16 protein-coding genes are annotated in these 14,901 nt (G+C 47.0%); 4 read left to right on the forward strand and 12 right to left on the reverse strand.

The genetic code is table 11. From position 1 onward, the window contains the following. Window positions 1-3: 3 nt before the first annotated feature. Window positions 4-780 carry an NADAR family protein gene (locus ACES2G_RS09010; protein ID WP_347356369.1) on the reverse strand — a complete coding sequence of 259 codons (777 nt, stop codon included), beginning with the start codon at window positions 778-780 and terminating at the stop codon, window positions 4-6. Between the two features lie 137 nt (window positions 781-917). Between ACES2G_RS09010 and ACES2G_RS09015 the strand changes: the two genes are divergently transcribed. Continuing rightward, window positions 918-2,276 carry an MBL fold metallo-hydrolase RNA specificity domain-containing protein gene (locus ACES2G_RS09015; RefSeq protein ID WP_374001859.1) on the forward strand — a complete coding sequence of 453 codons (1,359 nt, stop codon included), beginning with the start codon at window positions 918-920 and terminating at the stop codon, window positions 2,274-2,276. A gap of 105 nt (window positions 2,277-2,381) precedes the next feature. Here the strand turns inward: ACES2G_RS09015 and ACES2G_RS09020 are convergent, their stop codons facing one another. The 8 genes from ACES2G_RS09020 to ACES2G_RS09055 all read right to left on the reverse strand — a co-directional run bounded on the left by ACES2G_RS09020 (window position 2,382) and on the right by ACES2G_RS09055 (window position 8,060). After that, a complete protein-coding gene (locus ACES2G_RS09020) occupies window positions 2,382-2,855 on the reverse strand; it encodes a hypothetical protein (protein WP_374001860.1) in 474 nt (157 codons plus the stop codon). A gap of 115 nt (window positions 2,856-2,970) precedes the next feature. Further along, entirely contained in the window at window positions 2,971-3,684 is a 714-nt protein-coding gene (locus tag ACES2G_RS09025; protein ID WP_374001861.1) for a substrate-binding periplasmic protein, read from the reverse strand. Between the two features lie 31 nt (window positions 3,685-3,715). After that, window positions 3,716-4,405 carry a YjjG family noncanonical pyrimidine nucleotidase gene (locus tag ACES2G_RS09030; protein ID WP_374001862.1) on the reverse strand — a complete coding sequence of 230 codons (690 nt, stop codon included), beginning with the start codon at window positions 4,403-4,405 and terminating at the stop codon, window positions 3,716-3,718. A 32-nt stretch (window positions 4,406-4,437) separates the two neighbouring features. Further along, window positions 4,438-5,259, reverse strand: a complete 822-nt coding sequence (locus ACES2G_RS09035) for a D-alanyl-D-alanine carboxypeptidase family protein (protein WP_374001863.1) — start codon at window positions 5,257-5,259, stop codon at window positions 4,438-4,440. 64 nt (window positions 5,260-5,323) lie between these two features. After that, on the reverse strand, window positions 5,324-6,289 hold the full coding sequence (locus tag ACES2G_RS09040) for a phosphotransferase (RefSeq protein ID WP_347356360.1): 966 nt from the start codon (window positions 6,287-6,289) through the stop codon (window positions 5,324-5,326). A gap of 120 nt (window positions 6,290-6,409) precedes the next feature. Beyond that, on the reverse strand, window positions 6,410-6,721 hold the full coding sequence (locus ACES2G_RS09045) for a KH domain-containing protein (protein WP_347356358.1): 312 nt from the start codon (window positions 6,719-6,721) through the stop codon (window positions 6,410-6,412). Between the two features lie 5 nt (window positions 6,722-6,726). Continuing rightward, the gene (locus tag ACES2G_RS09050) at window positions 6,727-7,611 is read right to left on the reverse strand and encodes an alpha/beta hydrolase (RefSeq protein WP_347356356.1); all 885 of its coding nucleotides are present in this window, start codon (window positions 7,609-7,611) and stop codon (window positions 6,727-6,729) included. A 50-nt stretch (window positions 7,612-7,661) separates the two neighbouring features. Further along, window positions 7,662-8,060, reverse strand: coding sequence for a hypothetical protein (locus tag ACES2G_RS09055; protein ID WP_347356354.1), 399 nt, complete (start codon window positions 8,058-8,060; stop codon window positions 7,662-7,664). Window positions 8,061-8,209: 149 nt separating this feature from the next. Here ACES2G_RS09055 and ACES2G_RS09060 point away from each other — a divergent pair, with 149 nt between their 5' ends. Then, entirely contained in the window at window positions 8,210-8,911 is a 702-nt protein-coding gene (locus ACES2G_RS09060) for a hypothetical protein (RefSeq protein WP_347356351.1), read from the forward strand. A 79-nt stretch (window positions 8,912-8,990) separates the two neighbouring features. On the opposite strand, the gene ACES2G_RS09065 is transcribed toward ACES2G_RS09060, so the two are convergent. Next, window positions 8,991-11,909, reverse strand: coding sequence for a M28 family peptidase (locus tag ACES2G_RS09065; protein WP_374001864.1), 2,919 nt, complete (start codon window positions 11,907-11,909; stop codon window positions 8,991-8,993). A 62-nt stretch (window positions 11,910-11,971) separates the two neighbouring features. Between ACES2G_RS09065 and ACES2G_RS09070 the strand changes: the two genes are divergently transcribed. Next, a complete protein-coding gene (locus ACES2G_RS09070) occupies window positions 11,972-12,610 on the forward strand; it encodes a hypothetical protein (protein WP_374001865.1) in 639 nt (212 codons plus the stop codon). Here the strand turns inward: ACES2G_RS09070 and ACES2G_RS09075 are convergent. Then, on the reverse strand, window positions 12,607-13,047 hold the full coding sequence (locus ACES2G_RS09075) for a hypothetical protein (RefSeq protein WP_347356346.1): 441 nt from the start codon (window positions 13,045-13,047) through the stop codon (window positions 12,607-12,609). The two genes, ACES2G_RS09070 and ACES2G_RS09075, sit on opposite strands and share 4 nt — an antisense overlap. A 64-nt stretch (window positions 13,048-13,111) precedes the next feature. Between ACES2G_RS09075 and ACES2G_RS09080 the strand changes: the two genes are divergently transcribed. After that, on the forward strand, window positions 13,112-14,278 hold the full coding sequence (locus ACES2G_RS09080; RefSeq protein ID WP_374001867.1) for an RNA methyltransferase: 1,167 nt from the start codon (window positions 13,112-13,114) through the stop codon (window positions 14,276-14,278). Here the strand turns inward: ACES2G_RS09080 and ACES2G_RS09085 are convergent. Then, complete coding sequence (locus tag ACES2G_RS09085) at window positions 14,255-14,893, reverse strand: RDD family protein (RefSeq protein ID WP_374001869.1); 639 nt, start codon at window positions 14,891-14,893, stop codon at window positions 14,255-14,257. The genes ACES2G_RS09080 and ACES2G_RS09085 overlap by 24 nt on opposite strands. Between the last annotated feature and the right edge of the window lie 8 nt (window positions 14,894-14,901).

The following is a 14,901-nucleotide window of genomic DNA, read 5'->3' on the forward strand; positions in this document are numbered from 1 at the left end:
AATCTAGTAGTTACGAGCTTTGCAGGTTTTCAAAGACAGATCTTCGCTGGTTTCCAGAGACAACTGACCCTGTTTGACCATTTCGCGAATATCCATCCACAGCAAATAATAATGCCATTCACGAGGAGATCTTTCGGAAACCCCGTGATCTGGAAGCAGCTTCAGGTCTTTGGTAGCCAGAACCACTTCCAGAACTCTGGGATTCTGACGAAGTTTTTCAGTCAAAGCTTCAAAGATCAATTGATAGTGTTCCTGAGGTTCTTTTGTTGCAAAAGGAATCACTTTGCCTTCGAAGGTCACCCAGTTGGCTTCGTTTTTTTCCATCAGGAAGTTTGCATAGCCACCAGCACTTTTCGCCGCATAGCCATTCATCTGGGAAACTTGTTCGCGCGTGTATTTCCAGTTCTTCGCCCATTTCCAGCGAGGATCATTTTCTGTTTCTGGATATTTCATCATCTGCCAGAAAGCTTCCACCGTCGGATAACAAACACCATGGAATACAAAGGGCGTTTCCGTGAAGTTTGAAAGCAGACCCAGCTCATTGCGTTTACTCAGGACAACTTCTTTGTAACCAGCGTCTTGCGGAAGAATTTCCCAGGACTTGGCTTCTTCGCGTGGAACTTCCTTCCACCAATGAGCCGGGAAATCATTCTTCCAGGAATCATCGGTTTGATTTGCGGGCGTAATAGGGGTTTGGGGAACTACGGCCGAGTTCGGCTTTGTACAACCCATCACCAGGACTGTTGGAAGCAATAATAACGAGATCCAGAATGCTTTCATGATTTCCCCCTCAAAAAAGACCGTCCAGAGACTAGCGAACCTTGCGCTGGAATACAATTCTGACCGCATGCATTAATGGTCAAAATACGGTTAGTTTAGGGGGTATTCTATACAGAGTTCGGCGGAGGATTGTTTATATGGAAATCGGCTTTTTTGGTGCGGCGGGAACTGTTACAGGATCCAAGTTTTTAGTCCATGATGATGGCACCCGAATTTTGCTTGATTGCGGTATGTTTCAGGGCTTTAAAGAACTCCGCGAACTCAACTGGGAAGACTTTCCGATTGATCCCAAGGATCTTCAGGCTGTTGTTCTGACTCATGCGCACTTGGACCATAGTGGAGCTTTGCCGTTGTTGGTAAAGCGGGGATTTAAAGGCACTATTTATTGCACGCAGCCGACTTTGGAACTCACTGAAATCATCTTGTTGGATTCCGCAAAGATTCAGGAAGAAGATGCTGAATACGCTAATAAAAAAGGCTTTTCCAAACACACTCCGGCGCTGGCTTTGTATACGACCGAAGACGTTCAAAAAACCTTGCCGATGTTAAAAGCCGTGGCTTTGCATGAAGAATTCCAGATTGGCACATTGAAGATTTGTCTTTATGGCAGCGGACATATTTTAGGAGCTTCATCCGCATGGATTTCCAACGGCGAAAAAAGTATCTATTTTTCCGGCGATTTAGGGCGAAATAATGATCCTTTAATGCCACCGCCAGAGCCTCCTCAAGAAGCCGATTATATCGTGATGGAATCCACCTATGGAGATCGCGATCATTCACCCATGAGTTCTAAAGAGATCCTTAAACAATGCATTTTAGATGTGGCGAAATCACGGGGAGTCTTACTGATTCCAAGTTTCGCTGTCGGGCGAGCACAGAATCTGTTGTTTGAAATCACAGAATTAAAAAGAGACGGGGAGATCCCCGCTCAAATCCCCGTTTATTTCAACTCCCCTATGGGTCATGAAGTTGCCAAGCTATATGAAGAATTCCCGCACTTCCATCGTCTAGGTCCGGGGCAATTTGCTGAAGTCATGTCTGAAATCCATTCCGTTAAAACCGCCGAAGATTCAAAGGCTTTAAACGATGATAAATCCGGGCCTAAAATCATCATTGCAGCCAGCGGAATGCTGACTGGCGGCCGAGTTTTACATCACTTAAAAGCTTTCGGACCGGATTCACGAAATGTGTTGTTATTGGCAGGCTTTCAAAGCCCGGGAACTCGTGGACACAGCTTATTAAACGGCGCCAAAGAGATTAAAATCCATGGTCTTTATGTGGATATAAACTGCAAAGTCGTCCCATCGGATTCGTTTTCAGCCCATGCAGATCGCACAGATCTGATGAATTGGTTAAAACAGGCACCCAAAAAGCCCACCAAAGTGTTCCTAGTGCATGGAGAAAGCACGGCTGCAGACGAGCTTCGTAAACGCATCGATAAAGAGCTAAAATGGAACGTTTCAGTGCCTAGAATGAACCAGATTATAAGTACTTAGAGGCCTTTCTTCGGAAAAAGCCCTACAGGTATTGTTACATAATATAACTTATCAGAAGATTATATACCCAAGCCCCGCCATGCCTGGGTATTAAAATTTGCTATCTTAATAGCACTGATCTTCACCATAACTTAAGCATGTTCCTGAACTGCCTCGGACATTACAAACCTCATGGCAACTGACGTTGTTTCCACAATAGTCTGAACCATAAGACAAACAGGAGCCGCTTGAACCTCGCACATTGCATTTTTCAACGCAGGTGGCGTTTTCTCCGCAATAATCCGATCCATAAGACAAACAGGAACCGCTTGAACCGCGTACGTTGCACTTTGGTACACAGGTGGAAGGTTCTGGTCTGTCATCATCACAATGACGATCTCTGGAGTTTGTGTTTAAAGTGCTAAAATAGTTGAAGCCTTGAGATTTTTCTTTCTTCAGCTCACGAATGGTTTTTAAAAGTCGCGCCTGATTTTCCTGAGCTGCTCTGTAAACATCATTGGTCAAAACATCCGCCTTCGCCTTAGATTGAAAGCCGATAAGAACCAGCGATAAAGCCACAATAAATTTTCCTAGTGTCATATTTCCCCCTTTTTTAGCACAGGCACGATAGAGCAAGCTCTGTACCACCGTGTTTTGGGGTCAATGTGATTTTGGAAAGAGCGGGGACAGCGACAACCACTCTCCCCGTTTTCTTTTATTCTTCCACGTACTTTTTGTAGATTGCCTGAAAGGCCTTTTGAGAATCCAATTTACCCAAGGAACCATTGAAAGAATCGCGCAACTTTGCGTCCCGGAAGGCCACTGAATAGAGAGAATCACCGAACAAAGTATGCTTTTCGATCTCTGGCCATGATTTCTTGGTATCCGTGGATTCGATGTTTTTCTGATTAATTTTTAAAGTTCGCTCTTCACAAATGATAACATCAACTCGATCGGCAAAGAGCATTTTGAGCTGTCGTTTCTGATCCGCATACTCTTCATAGTTGGGATTTTTTGCTACGGCTTTATCAAAATCAGACCCGAAGAAATGGCGTGCATTCTGAAAGGCAATCACCCGATGCCTGGATAAGTCGTTTAATGTCTTAAGCTGGATCTTTCGGCCTTTCAACGTCCAGGCAAAATTCTTAAACGTGATATAGGGTGCAGAAAGATGGAATTTGGGCATATTCGTGATCGTCGCCATGGCATCTACCCGCCCCAGTTCCAGACTTCTTACAGAGCGTGCTGGTGGCTGGAACACCGGTGTCATCTCATATCCCATATCCAAAAAGACTTTACGGAGAATCTCCACTTCCAGGCCGGTTTCAGTGGCCCTAATGACATAGGGTGGTTTGTCCAACGAAAAAGCCACTCGAATTGGTGGCAAAGCCCAACTGACAGAGGACATCATGAAAATAGAAACGACCAACAACGTCTTCAGCCTGAAGTTCCTTTTTAGGTTATCTTTTTAGAAGACTTTGAATTTCCGAGAGATGCGAAATTTCATAATCTGCTTTGAATGAAAAATTATGTTTCGTCTTTTCCGGGTTAAACCAGCAGCTTCGTAAACCGAAATTCTGGGCTCCCAAAATATCTGTTTCCATTCGATCGCCAATAACCACCGCCGACTCTTTATGGAATTTCTTAGCCATTTTAGCACTGTGCTCAAAGAACCGAATGTCCGGCTTGGCATAGCCACATTCCTCAGAAACGCTGGTAAAGCTGATATATGGCGCCAGCTTTGAATTTTCGATGCGTTTCATTTGCACAGCATGCATACCATTGGTGATAATCCCGATCTCACCGCGTTCAGCCAGCCACTTGCAGATTTCTTCGGCGTGATCCATCAACACCACGGTTTCAGGTAGGGCCTCAAGGTAGTGATCACTGGCTTTGTGCGGATCAATTTCAATGCCGAAATTTTCAAAGATACGGCGAAATCTTTCTACTTTGAGATGTTCTTTGGAAGTCTTTGCTTCCTCAAACAAAGCCCACAAACGGCGGTTTTCAATCTGATATTGATGATAAAGTTCATCCAGACGATCCCGCACCCCCAAGCTTTGCAAAACCGCCGCAAAACATCGGCGCTCGGATTCTTTAAAATCCAAAAGGGTATCATCCAGATCAAACAAAAACAGATCGTATGCCATAAAATCAGAATAGACGTTTCCAATCTAAAGACCTAGTCCAGTTCCGGAGTGATCCCAAGTCCTTTCCGAATAAGCTGAAGCCCTGCTTTAGTTCTTTTTTCATTGGAAGGGGAGCCCAAGACAATGGCAATCACCCTCTCCCCGCCTGCTGAAAAAGTCTTTTTTGCACTGACCATCACACACCAACCAGCCGCTTTGATATGCCCGGTTTTCATACCATCCACAGCTAAAGAGCGGCCCAAAAGCTCATTGGTGTTCTTCTTGCGGAAGGAGTTGTAAGTCATTTCAGGCAAAGAAGAATATTCAAAATACTCCGGGTATTGCTGACTGATCGCTTTCGCCAGCAGCATCAGATCTTTGGCTGTAGAATAATGGCCAGGCGTAAATAAGCCCGTCGGATTTACAAAAGAGCTTTGCTTCATCCCAATTTCCTTGGCCGCACGATTCATCATCTGTACAAAGTTCTTAGGACTTCCCCCGACATAGTCAGCCAGAGCTAATGCCGCATCGTTGGCCGACATAACAATCAGCCCCTTAAGAAGATCCCTGATACTGACCCGATTGCCGGGTTTTAAATACATCTGCGATTCTTCCTGCCGGGTTTGCAAAACCAGACTGGGAACCACAATAAGGCTTCTTGGACTCAAACGCTGTTCTTTGATTTCTTTAAGCACCACGTACGCAGTCAGGACCTTCGTTAAAGAAGCCGGAGAAGAAACTTTATCCGCTTGGTGCTCACTCAGAATTTCGCCGGAAACAGAGTTAAAAAGAATCCACGAATGAGCCTCAATATTCTGCGCAAACGACTCAAGATGACTTAGAAAAAACAGAAGGAACAAGCCTGCCGCTTTCATAAGAACCTCGCGGCTCTAGTCTATCACAGAATGACAACTCGAGTTTCTTGGCACAAAGAAGCTGCTAAAGACCAAGTTTGGACCACAGGGCGTGGAAAGGCACAAAGGGCACTTCGGGAATAAAAACACGGGCGCGTTCATTGTTGTTAAAGTAAATTTCTTCCTGAGCCCAGACATAGTGATCGCTGTGACAACCCCAGGCTCTGGCCCCATCTTCCAGCTCGTCGGATTTTAACGGGTTCAGGTCCAGATAGGCCTTAAGAAAGACCCGGGTCATTTCCGGCTGCAGATCAAACATGTAGGAAGCCACACGCACAACTTCAAAAGCTCTTGGCATAAAGACAGCCTGATCCCAATCAATCACACCGCAGACAGTTTCTTTTTGGAAAAATAAATTCCCTTGATGATAATCCCCATGCAGGACCTGCGCAGGGTATTTGGGAACATAAAGATGTTCACAAACAGGATTTTGCATCCATTCTTTTTGGGCCTGCAGTCTTTGCAATACCCATTTGTCAGCATCTGTTAAAGAAGGTCTGGACTGAATTGCTGTTTCAATGCGCTGCAAACGATCCACCCACTCGGCTTTATCCCAGCTCAAGGAATACTTGCGGTATCCCACATCTGGCAGTGGTTCCAGGACTTTATGCAATTGAGCTAACATTCTTCCTGCAGCTTGCGCATGCAAAGTTGTCAGCTGAGATTTCGCTATCTGCTTCCCAGGAGATTCAAAATAAAGAGCCCCAAACTTCCCCTCATGCTCTATCAAAGAAGACCCATAGCGCGATGGCAGAGTTTGCACGGCAGGAAGATTATGGGCCGCCACATACTCAAGCAGGGTGTGTTCGCGTTCAACACGCGCCCGCTCGCTGGTTTTATACAAACGTAAATAGAAATTTCCCAGACTGGCTTGAATACGATAGACCTGATTGACCGCTCCATTGAGTATTTCCTCAACAGAAGATATGCCCCCTAAGGGCCAGTACTCCAAAATGGATTGCAATCTTTCATGGTCCACTGAATTTTTCATCGCTGCTTCAAGAATACATGCGGCGCGAGACAAAATCCAAGTGGAATTAAACTCTTATCGTTGATTATTGAGACCTAAACCCAAGTCCATCGTCCGGACTTACTGGATCCGTAACGGGCGTTAAACGGGTATTTCAACTATAGAACGAATGCCCGTGCGCGCTGTCATCGCATGAACGACGGCCCGCAAGCCCATGATGGTCTTGCCTTGTGTTCCGATAACCTGCCCTAAGTTCTCTTTTGCACAGTTCACCCGATACACAGTGGTTTTAGGACCGACATAGGTACTCACTGTCACTGTGTCGGGATGGTCGACAAGAAGTTTTACGATATGCTCGACCAGCTGGCGAATTTCCTCCCGGTATTGTTCCGGATCAATATCAGCCCCTTTGATCTTACGTTCTTCATACTTAAAGGCTTCGATGTCATTCATAGAACCTAATCCCCCATGATGAAATTAGCTGTGCCAATCCTTTTAAAATTACAATGTCCGCCCGGCACCGGAACCCACCTGAACAGGAAGGAAAAAGCGCTGGCTCTTTGTGTAAACAACTTAGACCCTTCCTGAAACCCATATCCATCACTCATGCCAATAGAAACATAAAAGCGGGGTTTTTGACTTGAGGAATAGTTTTTCATCAGCCTCAAGGGATCGTGATTGTCCCAATCCTTTTTATCAACAAACACCGACCGTGATATCCGCAGCATCTTATCAACCAGACTGCGCCGAGCTCCGGTCCGTTCAATATAGTCGTCAATCTCCTGATCACTCGCATAAGGCCCCACGGTGGTAATGGCCGGACAAAGCAATGCGACCCGCGAGAACATACCGGGCTTCTTCAGAGCCAGCTCGGCTCCGTTAAATCCCCCCATAGATTGACCAATGATGTGCCTTCGTCCACCTTGCAATCCGCCTATTTTCTTTTCAAGAAACGGCATCACCACTTTGGTAAAGTATGTAATTAAGGGATAGCGTTTATTATCCACCATCAGCCACTGCGACCCAAAAGACACCGAGACAATCCTTGGTCTGTATCCCCGCAAGGTCCACCAATCCTGAATCATCTTGGTGCCCAAACATTGGCGGTGCCAGGTTTTCTCTGACCCTCCCAATCCATGAAAGAAGTAGATAATATCGCTATGGTTGGCCGTATCCGGGTCACGATAGCAATATTTAAACTGCCCCCCTTGAAGCTCTTCCGAGCCACAAATGAAACGGCTTCTTTCCGTTTCGGGCATGTCTTCTTCATACAAAAGATCGTCAGTCGCGTAAGCTGTCAGAGAAACGTACAGAAGGAGAAAAGCCAATGTAAGACTTTTCATAAAACCCCCTCTACACTTGTAAACGAGGTTCTCTTGGTGATTTGGAAAAATCAATTTGCAATATCGAAATCTTCGCGAACTCTGTGTTTAGACACGAGCACTTGTTCGCCCGTATTCAGACAGCGAAGATAAAAATGATTGTAACCTCTGTTGGTCACCACAAAACGGCGTGGACTTTGCGGAGAGATTTTTTTGGACAGGACAGATCCCACATCCAGGTTTTCATACTTGCTTAAAAGCTTGCTGCCAACCTGAGTTCGCAACAGGTGGAGCGAAATGGCTCCAGCACCCAACAAGACCGCGACCACTCCTGCCAAAAGCCAATGAACTTTCTGATCCATCAGCCAGGTAAAAGACACCGGAGCCAGAACTGACAGCAGCACCAAGCCGCCAGTATAGAGTCTTTCTTGTCGTTGGTATTTTTTGAACTCTTCCACAAATGAAGACATGAACGGAATCCTCGCTCCTAAAGAGACTCTTATAGAAACACGATCGGTTAGTGCCAATCGAGTCCAGATTTGGTTATTTTCCTTGCCGCTCTGCCTCCCAAGCTGACAGCCTATTTTGACTGGGTTCTGCTATTTACAACGAGGTGCACATGAAACTACCTGGATTCATCTTATTCGTATCGGCCCTTTGGACTTTGAATGCTTCCGCTCAAGATCAGACAGCGGTCTGTCAGGAAACTGTTGAGAGACGAGGCAGTATTCAAATGCAGGTGATCCCATCTGCGGATGGCGACAATTGTTTTATTTCTGTTCATAATCGCAAAGCGGAAGGTTTGTTGTACCGCGATTATCTTTTCACCGCGGATGGAGAGCTGATGATTTTCAACTCTTTTGGTCCCGGTGACGAGTCTCAAACCACCGGAGCCCGCGAGTTCTTTATGTTCCCTCGCGTTCAAATCGCCCCGACTTATGAATGGAATGACGAAACCCGCCGCCTGATCATCACAACTGTGAACGGCAACAAGGCCTATTTCGATTATGAAGACGCCGAACTGGTGGAAATGAGCGGAGCAAATATCAAACGTGCCAGCTCCATTGTTCCCGGCAATCGCGGCGGCATCGAGATTTTGAACTATCAAGGTCTGCTGCTGGATGGTGGATTTAAGATGGGATCAGCTCCAACTGGAAACTCCCGCGCCAACTCCACCTTCACGGATCGCACCGGGAAAACGTGCAAAGTTCAGAATTACGAGCTTTTCAAATACACTTCTGACGGTGATGTGATCTTTAAACACTCCGACAAAGGTCTGCAAAGTCTTTTAAAAAGCCGCTGCCCGCAACTGACTTTCTAAATCCTGACAAAATCCAAACATAAAAAAAGACCTGAAGAATTCCTTCAGGTCTTTTTGTTTTTTCAGTCTTTTAAAAGACTTACTCTTTTAACTTCGGAGTGATCTTAAGCTCCAACAGCTTTCCATCGCGAAGGACTTTCATCACTGTTTCCTGATTCGGCTTCACGGATTGCAAGGTATAAACATAGTCGTACAGGTTCTCAATCTTTGTCCCACCGAACTCTGTGATAATATCTTTATCTTTCACGCCCGCTTTTTCTGCAGGACTGTCCTTGGAGGCGCCGGAAATTCGGACCCCTTTGACACCTTCCTGGGAATAATCCGGGATCGTCCCCAAATAAACACGGAAACTGCGCCCCTCAAGTCGATTTTGCGCACTGGCCACCTTCACATATTTCACCATCGGCAGCTTTGTATCTACCAAGAGATCTGCCAATCCACGAACCGCCGTAAGGACTCGCGCCACGCCGTCATAGTTGATCAAGTCAGGCACATCGCGCGGACTGTGGTATTCAGCGTGCGATCCCGTAAAGAAGTTCGCCGTTGGAATTCCAGCCATATAGAAGGCCAATGAATCCGTCGGCAAATAGGGGTCCTCTTGAACAATCATCGGAACCGCAGTGCGAACACCCACTTCTTCGGCCAAACGAGTCCAGTTATCCGCAGATCCCAATCCCTGAACAAAGACGCGATCCTTGAAGCGACCGATCATATCCATGTTGATATATGCAGCCACATTATGTTGCGCAGCTTTTTTTGTGAAGTGCGATGACCCCAGATTTCCCAGCTCTTCACCGGACCAAACTGCAAAGTAAATATTTTTTTGAAGCTTGTGCGGAGATGTTTTCTTTAACTGCGCATAATAATGAGCCAATTCCATCACGCCAGCCACACCGGAAGCATTATCATCGGCACCTACATGGGACTGCCCAATCTCGGCCCCCTTTGCCAGACTGCTGCCAAACTGACCGTGACCAAGATGGTCGCCATGAGCGCCAATCATGACAGCTGAACTTGCGCCTGTGACCGGAAGCTTTGCCACCACATTAATGCCTTGGGCTTTTTGGAACTGCAAATTCACACGCGCTTTGATGTACGCTGATGGGATCGCAAACCCTTCTAACATTTCGCCCTTATCCAACTTCATCTGCAAAGAAATCAGATCTTTACCGGCATAACGAAGCATCGCCGACGCCGCATCAGTGGATAGACGAACCACTCCCAGCGTGCTTTCAGACAATGAACCTTCAAACTTCAATTTCCCAAACTTCTCAGGCAAACCACTTTCCGGACCATTGGTGACCAAAATCCCCAAGGCACCTTCGTTTTTTGCCACCGTGACCTTGTGCTGCAAGCGTGAATACAAGTTCAGATAGTGACGGCGCTGGGGAGTGATGTTTGATGGAAGATCCGTAAAGACCAACACCCATTTCCCCTTCACATCCAGACCTTTGTAGGAATCATATTCAGGCTCTTTATCGCTGGCTGGAGCTTTGATTCCGTATCCGGCAAAAACAATCGGAGCTTCTTTGAAATCTCCGGTCTTAGAGAAGGACACGGGCTCAAAATCCTTGGAAACCACATAGTTCTTCTTATAAGAACCCACAACTTCAAGTGCATTATCAGGTCCCAGACTCACACCTGAAGTAAACTCGAAGGTTTCAAAGAAAGATCCTTGAGGCCCCACACCCACAAGCCCCCATGACTTAAAGGCTTGTGCGATCTTTTCAGTGTAAATCTTTTCTTCGCCAGTACCGGTGCCGCGCCCCTGCAATTCAGGAGAGGACAGATAGTAAACCCACTTTTTGATATCTTCGACTTTCACTTCCGGAGTCAGTGAACCCACCATCGGGTCTTGCGCAGACAAACCCAAAAGCTTACGAGCCTGGGCATCGTCCCATTTCGCAATAAAGATCTGAGAGTCCCCTTTTTCATTTCGATGAGTCCAGGACAGACTATTGCCATCCGGAGTAAATACCGGCAAACCATCAAAGCCTTCATCGAAGGTCACACGCACGGGTTCCTTCTTGCCGGCGGTATCCACGATGAAAAGTTCAAAGTTGGAATACCCCAGGATGCTGGAGCCAAAGATAATATAATCCCCTGATGGATGGAAATACGGCGCCCAAGACATGGACTTCAACTGAGTCACCTGCGTCTGATTGCTGCCATCCACATTCATCGTGAAGATTTCAGCCGTAGACCCATTCGGAGAGAATCTGCGCCAAGTGATCTTCTTTCCATCTGCACTGAAGAATGGACCGCCATCATAGCCTTTGGAATCGGTCAGGCGCTTCACCTGAGTTCCATCAGCCTTCATGATGTAAATATCCATCATGTAAGACGGGTCCTGCTCAAATAACTTTTTATCTTCGCCTTCCAGTTTTTCGGTGTAGCCAGCACGGTTGGATGCAAAGGCAATCCACTGACCATCAGGAGAATAAGACCCTTCCGCATCATAGCCTTTTTCTTTCGTCAGGCGCTGAATGTTTTTACCCTGAAGATCTGAGCTAAAGATGTCATAGCTATCATCAAAGCTCCAGGAATAGCGGGCCTTCACAGCCTTCTTGCGATTGTTGAATTCTTCCTGAGCTTTTTTATCCGTCTGCGGATCAAGATGGGTCGACGAGTATAAAACCTTTTTCATGGACGGATGAATCCAGCCACAAGTGGTTTTGCCTTTCCCCGGTGACACCAGGGTTGTTTCCCCAGAAATCAGATCCAGAATGTACATCTGATAAAAAGGATTGCCGGAGTGTCTTTCACTTTGAAAGATCATCTTCTTTCCATCCGGACTGAAATAACCCTCTCCTGACTTAGGTCCCGTGAAGGTGATCTGACGGGGTTCTGTAACAAGAGTGTTGGCTTCATTCACGAAGGCCCCTGCTGACTTAGCCGGAGTCTCAGAATTGGATTTTGCCGGTTTAGTATCCTTCACCTGGCAGGAAATTAGCGAGAAAATGCAGGCACTTGTAAGAAGAACTTTCACTTTTTTCATAGTCTGTGTAGGCTAAAAGGAGGCCCACCTTAAGTCAACTCAACCGAAGGAAAAGAGAAATCATGATGCGTGCGTTTCACTTGGTTATCATCTCGCTTTCGCTGACTGCCTGCGCCAGCAAATCACCTTACGCCCTTTCCTCGCTGCGGTACTCTAACGAGGACCTGAAGCCGAAAGCCACCCGTGGCATCGCCTCGGTTTCTCATGATAAGTCCAAGCCGAAAAGTTATCTTTCTCTGGATCTGCCTTACGCCGCCTTTGAAAAGCTGCGCCTGGAGGTGGAAAAGAACCAACACGTGACTTTGCAGCATCGCGGAGAAGCGCATATCACCGTGGTAAATCCTGTTGAGTTCACCAAACTGAAAAAGAAAATTTCCATGAACGAAATCTCGGCGCTGGCGGAGCGCATGGAGCTGACAAAGGCCCCCTATCATCTGCTTTGCGTGGGTAAAGGGGCTGTAAAGGACGACAGTACTTATTATGCTGTCGTTGAGTCGGATCGCCTTTTTCAAATTCGCAAAGCCATCCACATGCTTTACACCTCAAAAGGCGGAAAAGCTGAAGATTTCAGCCCAGAACAATACTATCCACATGTGACGTTAGGATTTACCAAAAAGGATCTTCACTTTGAAGATGGTGTGATCAAGGACGCAAGCTCTTGTATTTACTCCTTGCGCCCTGAAGAACAAAAAAAGAATTAGTACGTTTTAGAAAGTGCCTTATCCAAGCCTTGGTTGTCATCCGCACCAGGGCCCATCCACAAAGTGGTTTCTTCGATCAAAGAATGATCGGCAAATCTGCAAAGATTGAAGGTCTGACCTTCGCTGTCTTTAGCCTGAACAACTTCTGCATCAAATGACCCACAAACCCCGCCGCGAGCCGAAGAGGCATTGCGCCCTTTATAAGCCGCCAAGGCTTCTGTCGTTCCTGTTTTTGCTTTAAACATAAACAAGGCTTCCGCACCTAGAGCCGCATTGCCAAAGAAGCACATGGAGTACTCCTCAGAACCGGCTTTCAAGACCCAGAATTGGCCTTCTTCAATACGGCAAGTACGCATCCAAGGGTTGCTGGCTACCGCGAATGTCGCAGTTCCGGCGAAGATCAACATGATGCCAGTAAGCAATAAAACTCTCACCATTCCCCCTAAGTTTTGCTAAGATGAGGTTTTGATATAACAGCAATCCGGCCGGGGCAAGCATTCAATGCCAAACTTCCACAAATTCGAAACCTTTGACAAAGACCTCCTGGTGAAATGTCCCTACTCCCAGGACTGTGGCGGCTGTCAGCGGCTTGAGATCCCCTATGGCGCTCAAATCGAAGAAAAAAAGGCCGAACTTTTAAACTTATTTAAGGGGGCAAACCTTCCTCTTCCCAACTCTATCAAGGCTCTTTCCGCCGGCGCCTCCCACTTGCGGGATCGTTTGGATTTCAGCCTTCAGGACGGGCGCTTGGGCCTATACCGTAAAGATCGCCACGAAGTCCTGGATATCGATATCTGCGCTCAGTTGTCCCCGGAACTGCAATTATGGCTGACTGAGTTTCGCCAGATCCAGTGGCCCTTTCTAAAAGGTTCTTTCCGCCTGCGCGTCAGCCCGGAAGGCCGCCGGGGAGTTTGGATCGACCTTGCCAACATCGACGTCAAAGCCCTTTTGGACGAGCAAAATATCCTAAAGAAGTTGCAGACCCTGGCATTCGTGGAAATCGGTCAGCGCCGTAAAGTTCCGGTTTGGAACGGATCTGAATTTAAGCTGCGCGACCCCGAACACCATGTCTGGTTTCAGTCCTGGGTGGGGGAAGTTCCTGTCAGTCTATATTGCCAAGTGGCGAGCTTCACGCAGCCCAGCCACAAAGCCAATAAAATCATTTGTGACGTCATCGCCTCCTGGGTGCAAAAGGCCCCTTCGTCGCGAGTGATTGAGTTTGGCTCTGGCATTGGAAACCTGACTTTCCCGGCTCTTTCGCAAGCCGACAGTCTGCTGGCTTGCGAGATCGACGAACTGTCGCTGCAGGGATTGGAGCATTCGCTCAATCATCTTCCGCCCAGTCTTGGGCATCTGAAAAACCGCGTGCAGATTTATCGTGGTGATTTTCAAAAGAAACTGACACAGAATTTTTCTGAGTTTGATGTGATTCTGGCAAATCCGCCACGCTCGGGTCTTATGAACTTCCTGAATCCTTTGCAGGAGCTATCGTTGGCGCAACGACCGGAATACTTTATTTACATGTCCTGTTTTCCCGAATCCATGAGCCGGGATCTGGTGAAACTAAACGAGTACGGATACGAACTGCAGGAGATCTATATCCTGGATCAGTTCCCGCAAACATCGCACTATGAGGTTTTGACCTTACTTCAAAGAAAACAGACGTAGTCCTGAAAGCGCTCCGGCCAAATCTTTTCCTGCTAGAACAGAAAGAAGTGGCAAAGTCACCACTCCCGTAATCAGAATCAAGGTGCTGCGCAAAGCGACCTTGAAAATATAGCTGATATGCAGGCGTTCATGAGGCTGCCCCAGGCGCAGATCACAAGCCCACTCACCGATGGTTGATCCCATCAGGCTGCGAATGGTGATCGAATAGAACCACGCAAACACCACGAAGACTTCAGCAAAGAACATCATCTGATGATGACTGTGGGATAAGCCCTTTATTACATGTCCTATGGAAGTATTCACCACCATTGAGAACATCAGCATAAAGACACAGCTCAAAGCGATCAAAATCAAACCATCAATGAAAGAGGCCAGCCAGGACCACAAAGCCAGGCGTGCGCCCTTACGACGTGACGGCCCACCGTGAAACCCTGTTCCCTGTTCAAAGCTCAATCCCTGACGGTCTTTAAAAAGACCGTTCACACGCGAAGGAGTTGGCGCCACAGGACCTCGACGACGAGGAACAACAGGCCCCCTTAACGGCACAGGGGCTTCCCTTTTTTGGGGAGCCCGCTGTGGAGGAATGATTTTATCTTGATACTTGTCGATATTCATTCGGTTTT

Source organism: Bdellovibrio bacteriovorus (genome assembly GCF_041888015.1).
Taxonomy (GTDB): Bacteria; Bdellovibrionota; Bdellovibrionia; order Bdellovibrionales; family Bdellovibrionaceae; genus Bdellovibrio.

Bases quoted from the DNA above. Each gene is read 5' to 3' on its own strand.
- ACES2G_RS09010 (WP_347356369.1), bottom strand. From the start codon at position 780: ATGAAAGCATTCTGGATCTCGTTATTATTGCTTCCAACAGTCCTGGTG.
- ACES2G_RS09035 (WP_374001863.1), bottom strand. From the start codon at position 5,259: ATGAAAGCGGCAGGCTTGTTCCTTCTGTTTTTTCTAAGTCATCTTGAG.
- ACES2G_RS09075 (WP_347356346.1), bottom strand. From the start codon at position 13,047: ATGGTGAGAGTTTTATTGCTTACTGGCATCATGTTGATCTTCGCCGGA.
- ACES2G_RS09055 (WP_347356354.1), bottom strand. From the start codon at position 8,060: ATGTCTTCATTTGTGGAAGAGTTCAAAAAATACCAACGACAAGAAAGA.
- ACES2G_RS09050 (WP_347356356.1), bottom strand. From the start codon at position 7,611: ATGAAAAGTCTTACATTGGCTTTTCTCCTTCTGTACGTTTCTCTGACA.
- ACES2G_RS09085 (WP_374001869.1), bottom strand. From the start codon at position 14,893: ATGAATATCGACAAGTATCAAGATAAAATCATTCCTCCACAGCGGGCT.
- ACES2G_RS09080 (WP_374001867.1), top strand. From the start codon at position 13,112: ATGCCAAACTTCCACAAATTCGAAACCTTTGACAAAGACCTCCTGGTG.
- ACES2G_RS09040 (WP_347356360.1), bottom strand. From the start codon at position 6,289: ATGAAAAATTCAGTGGACCATGAAAGATTGCAATCCATTTTGGAGTAC.
- ACES2G_RS09070 (WP_374001865.1), top strand. From the start codon at position 11,972: ATGATGCGTGCGTTTCACTTGGTTATCATCTCGCTTTCGCTGACTGCC.
- ACES2G_RS09020 (WP_374001860.1), bottom strand. From the start codon at position 2,855: ATGACACTAGGAAAATTTATTGTGGCTTTATCGCTGGTTCTTATCGGC.
- ACES2G_RS09060 (WP_347356351.1), top strand. From the start codon at position 8,210: ATGAAACTACCTGGATTCATCTTATTCGTATCGGCCCTTTGGACTTTG.
- ACES2G_RS09045 (WP_347356358.1), bottom strand. From the start codon at position 6,721: ATGAATGACATCGAAGCCTTTAAGTATGAAGAACGTAAGATCAAAGGG.
- ACES2G_RS09030 (WP_374001862.1), bottom strand. From the start codon at position 4,405: ATGGCATACGATCTGTTTTTGTTTGATCTGGATGATACCCTTTTGGAT.
- ACES2G_RS09065 (WP_374001864.1), bottom strand. From the start codon at position 11,909: ATGAAAAAAGTGAAAGTTCTTCTTACAAGTGCCTGCATTTTCTCGCTA.
- ACES2G_RS09015 (WP_374001859.1), top strand. From the start codon at position 918: ATGGAAATCGGCTTTTTTGGTGCGGCGGGAACTGTTACAGGATCCAAG.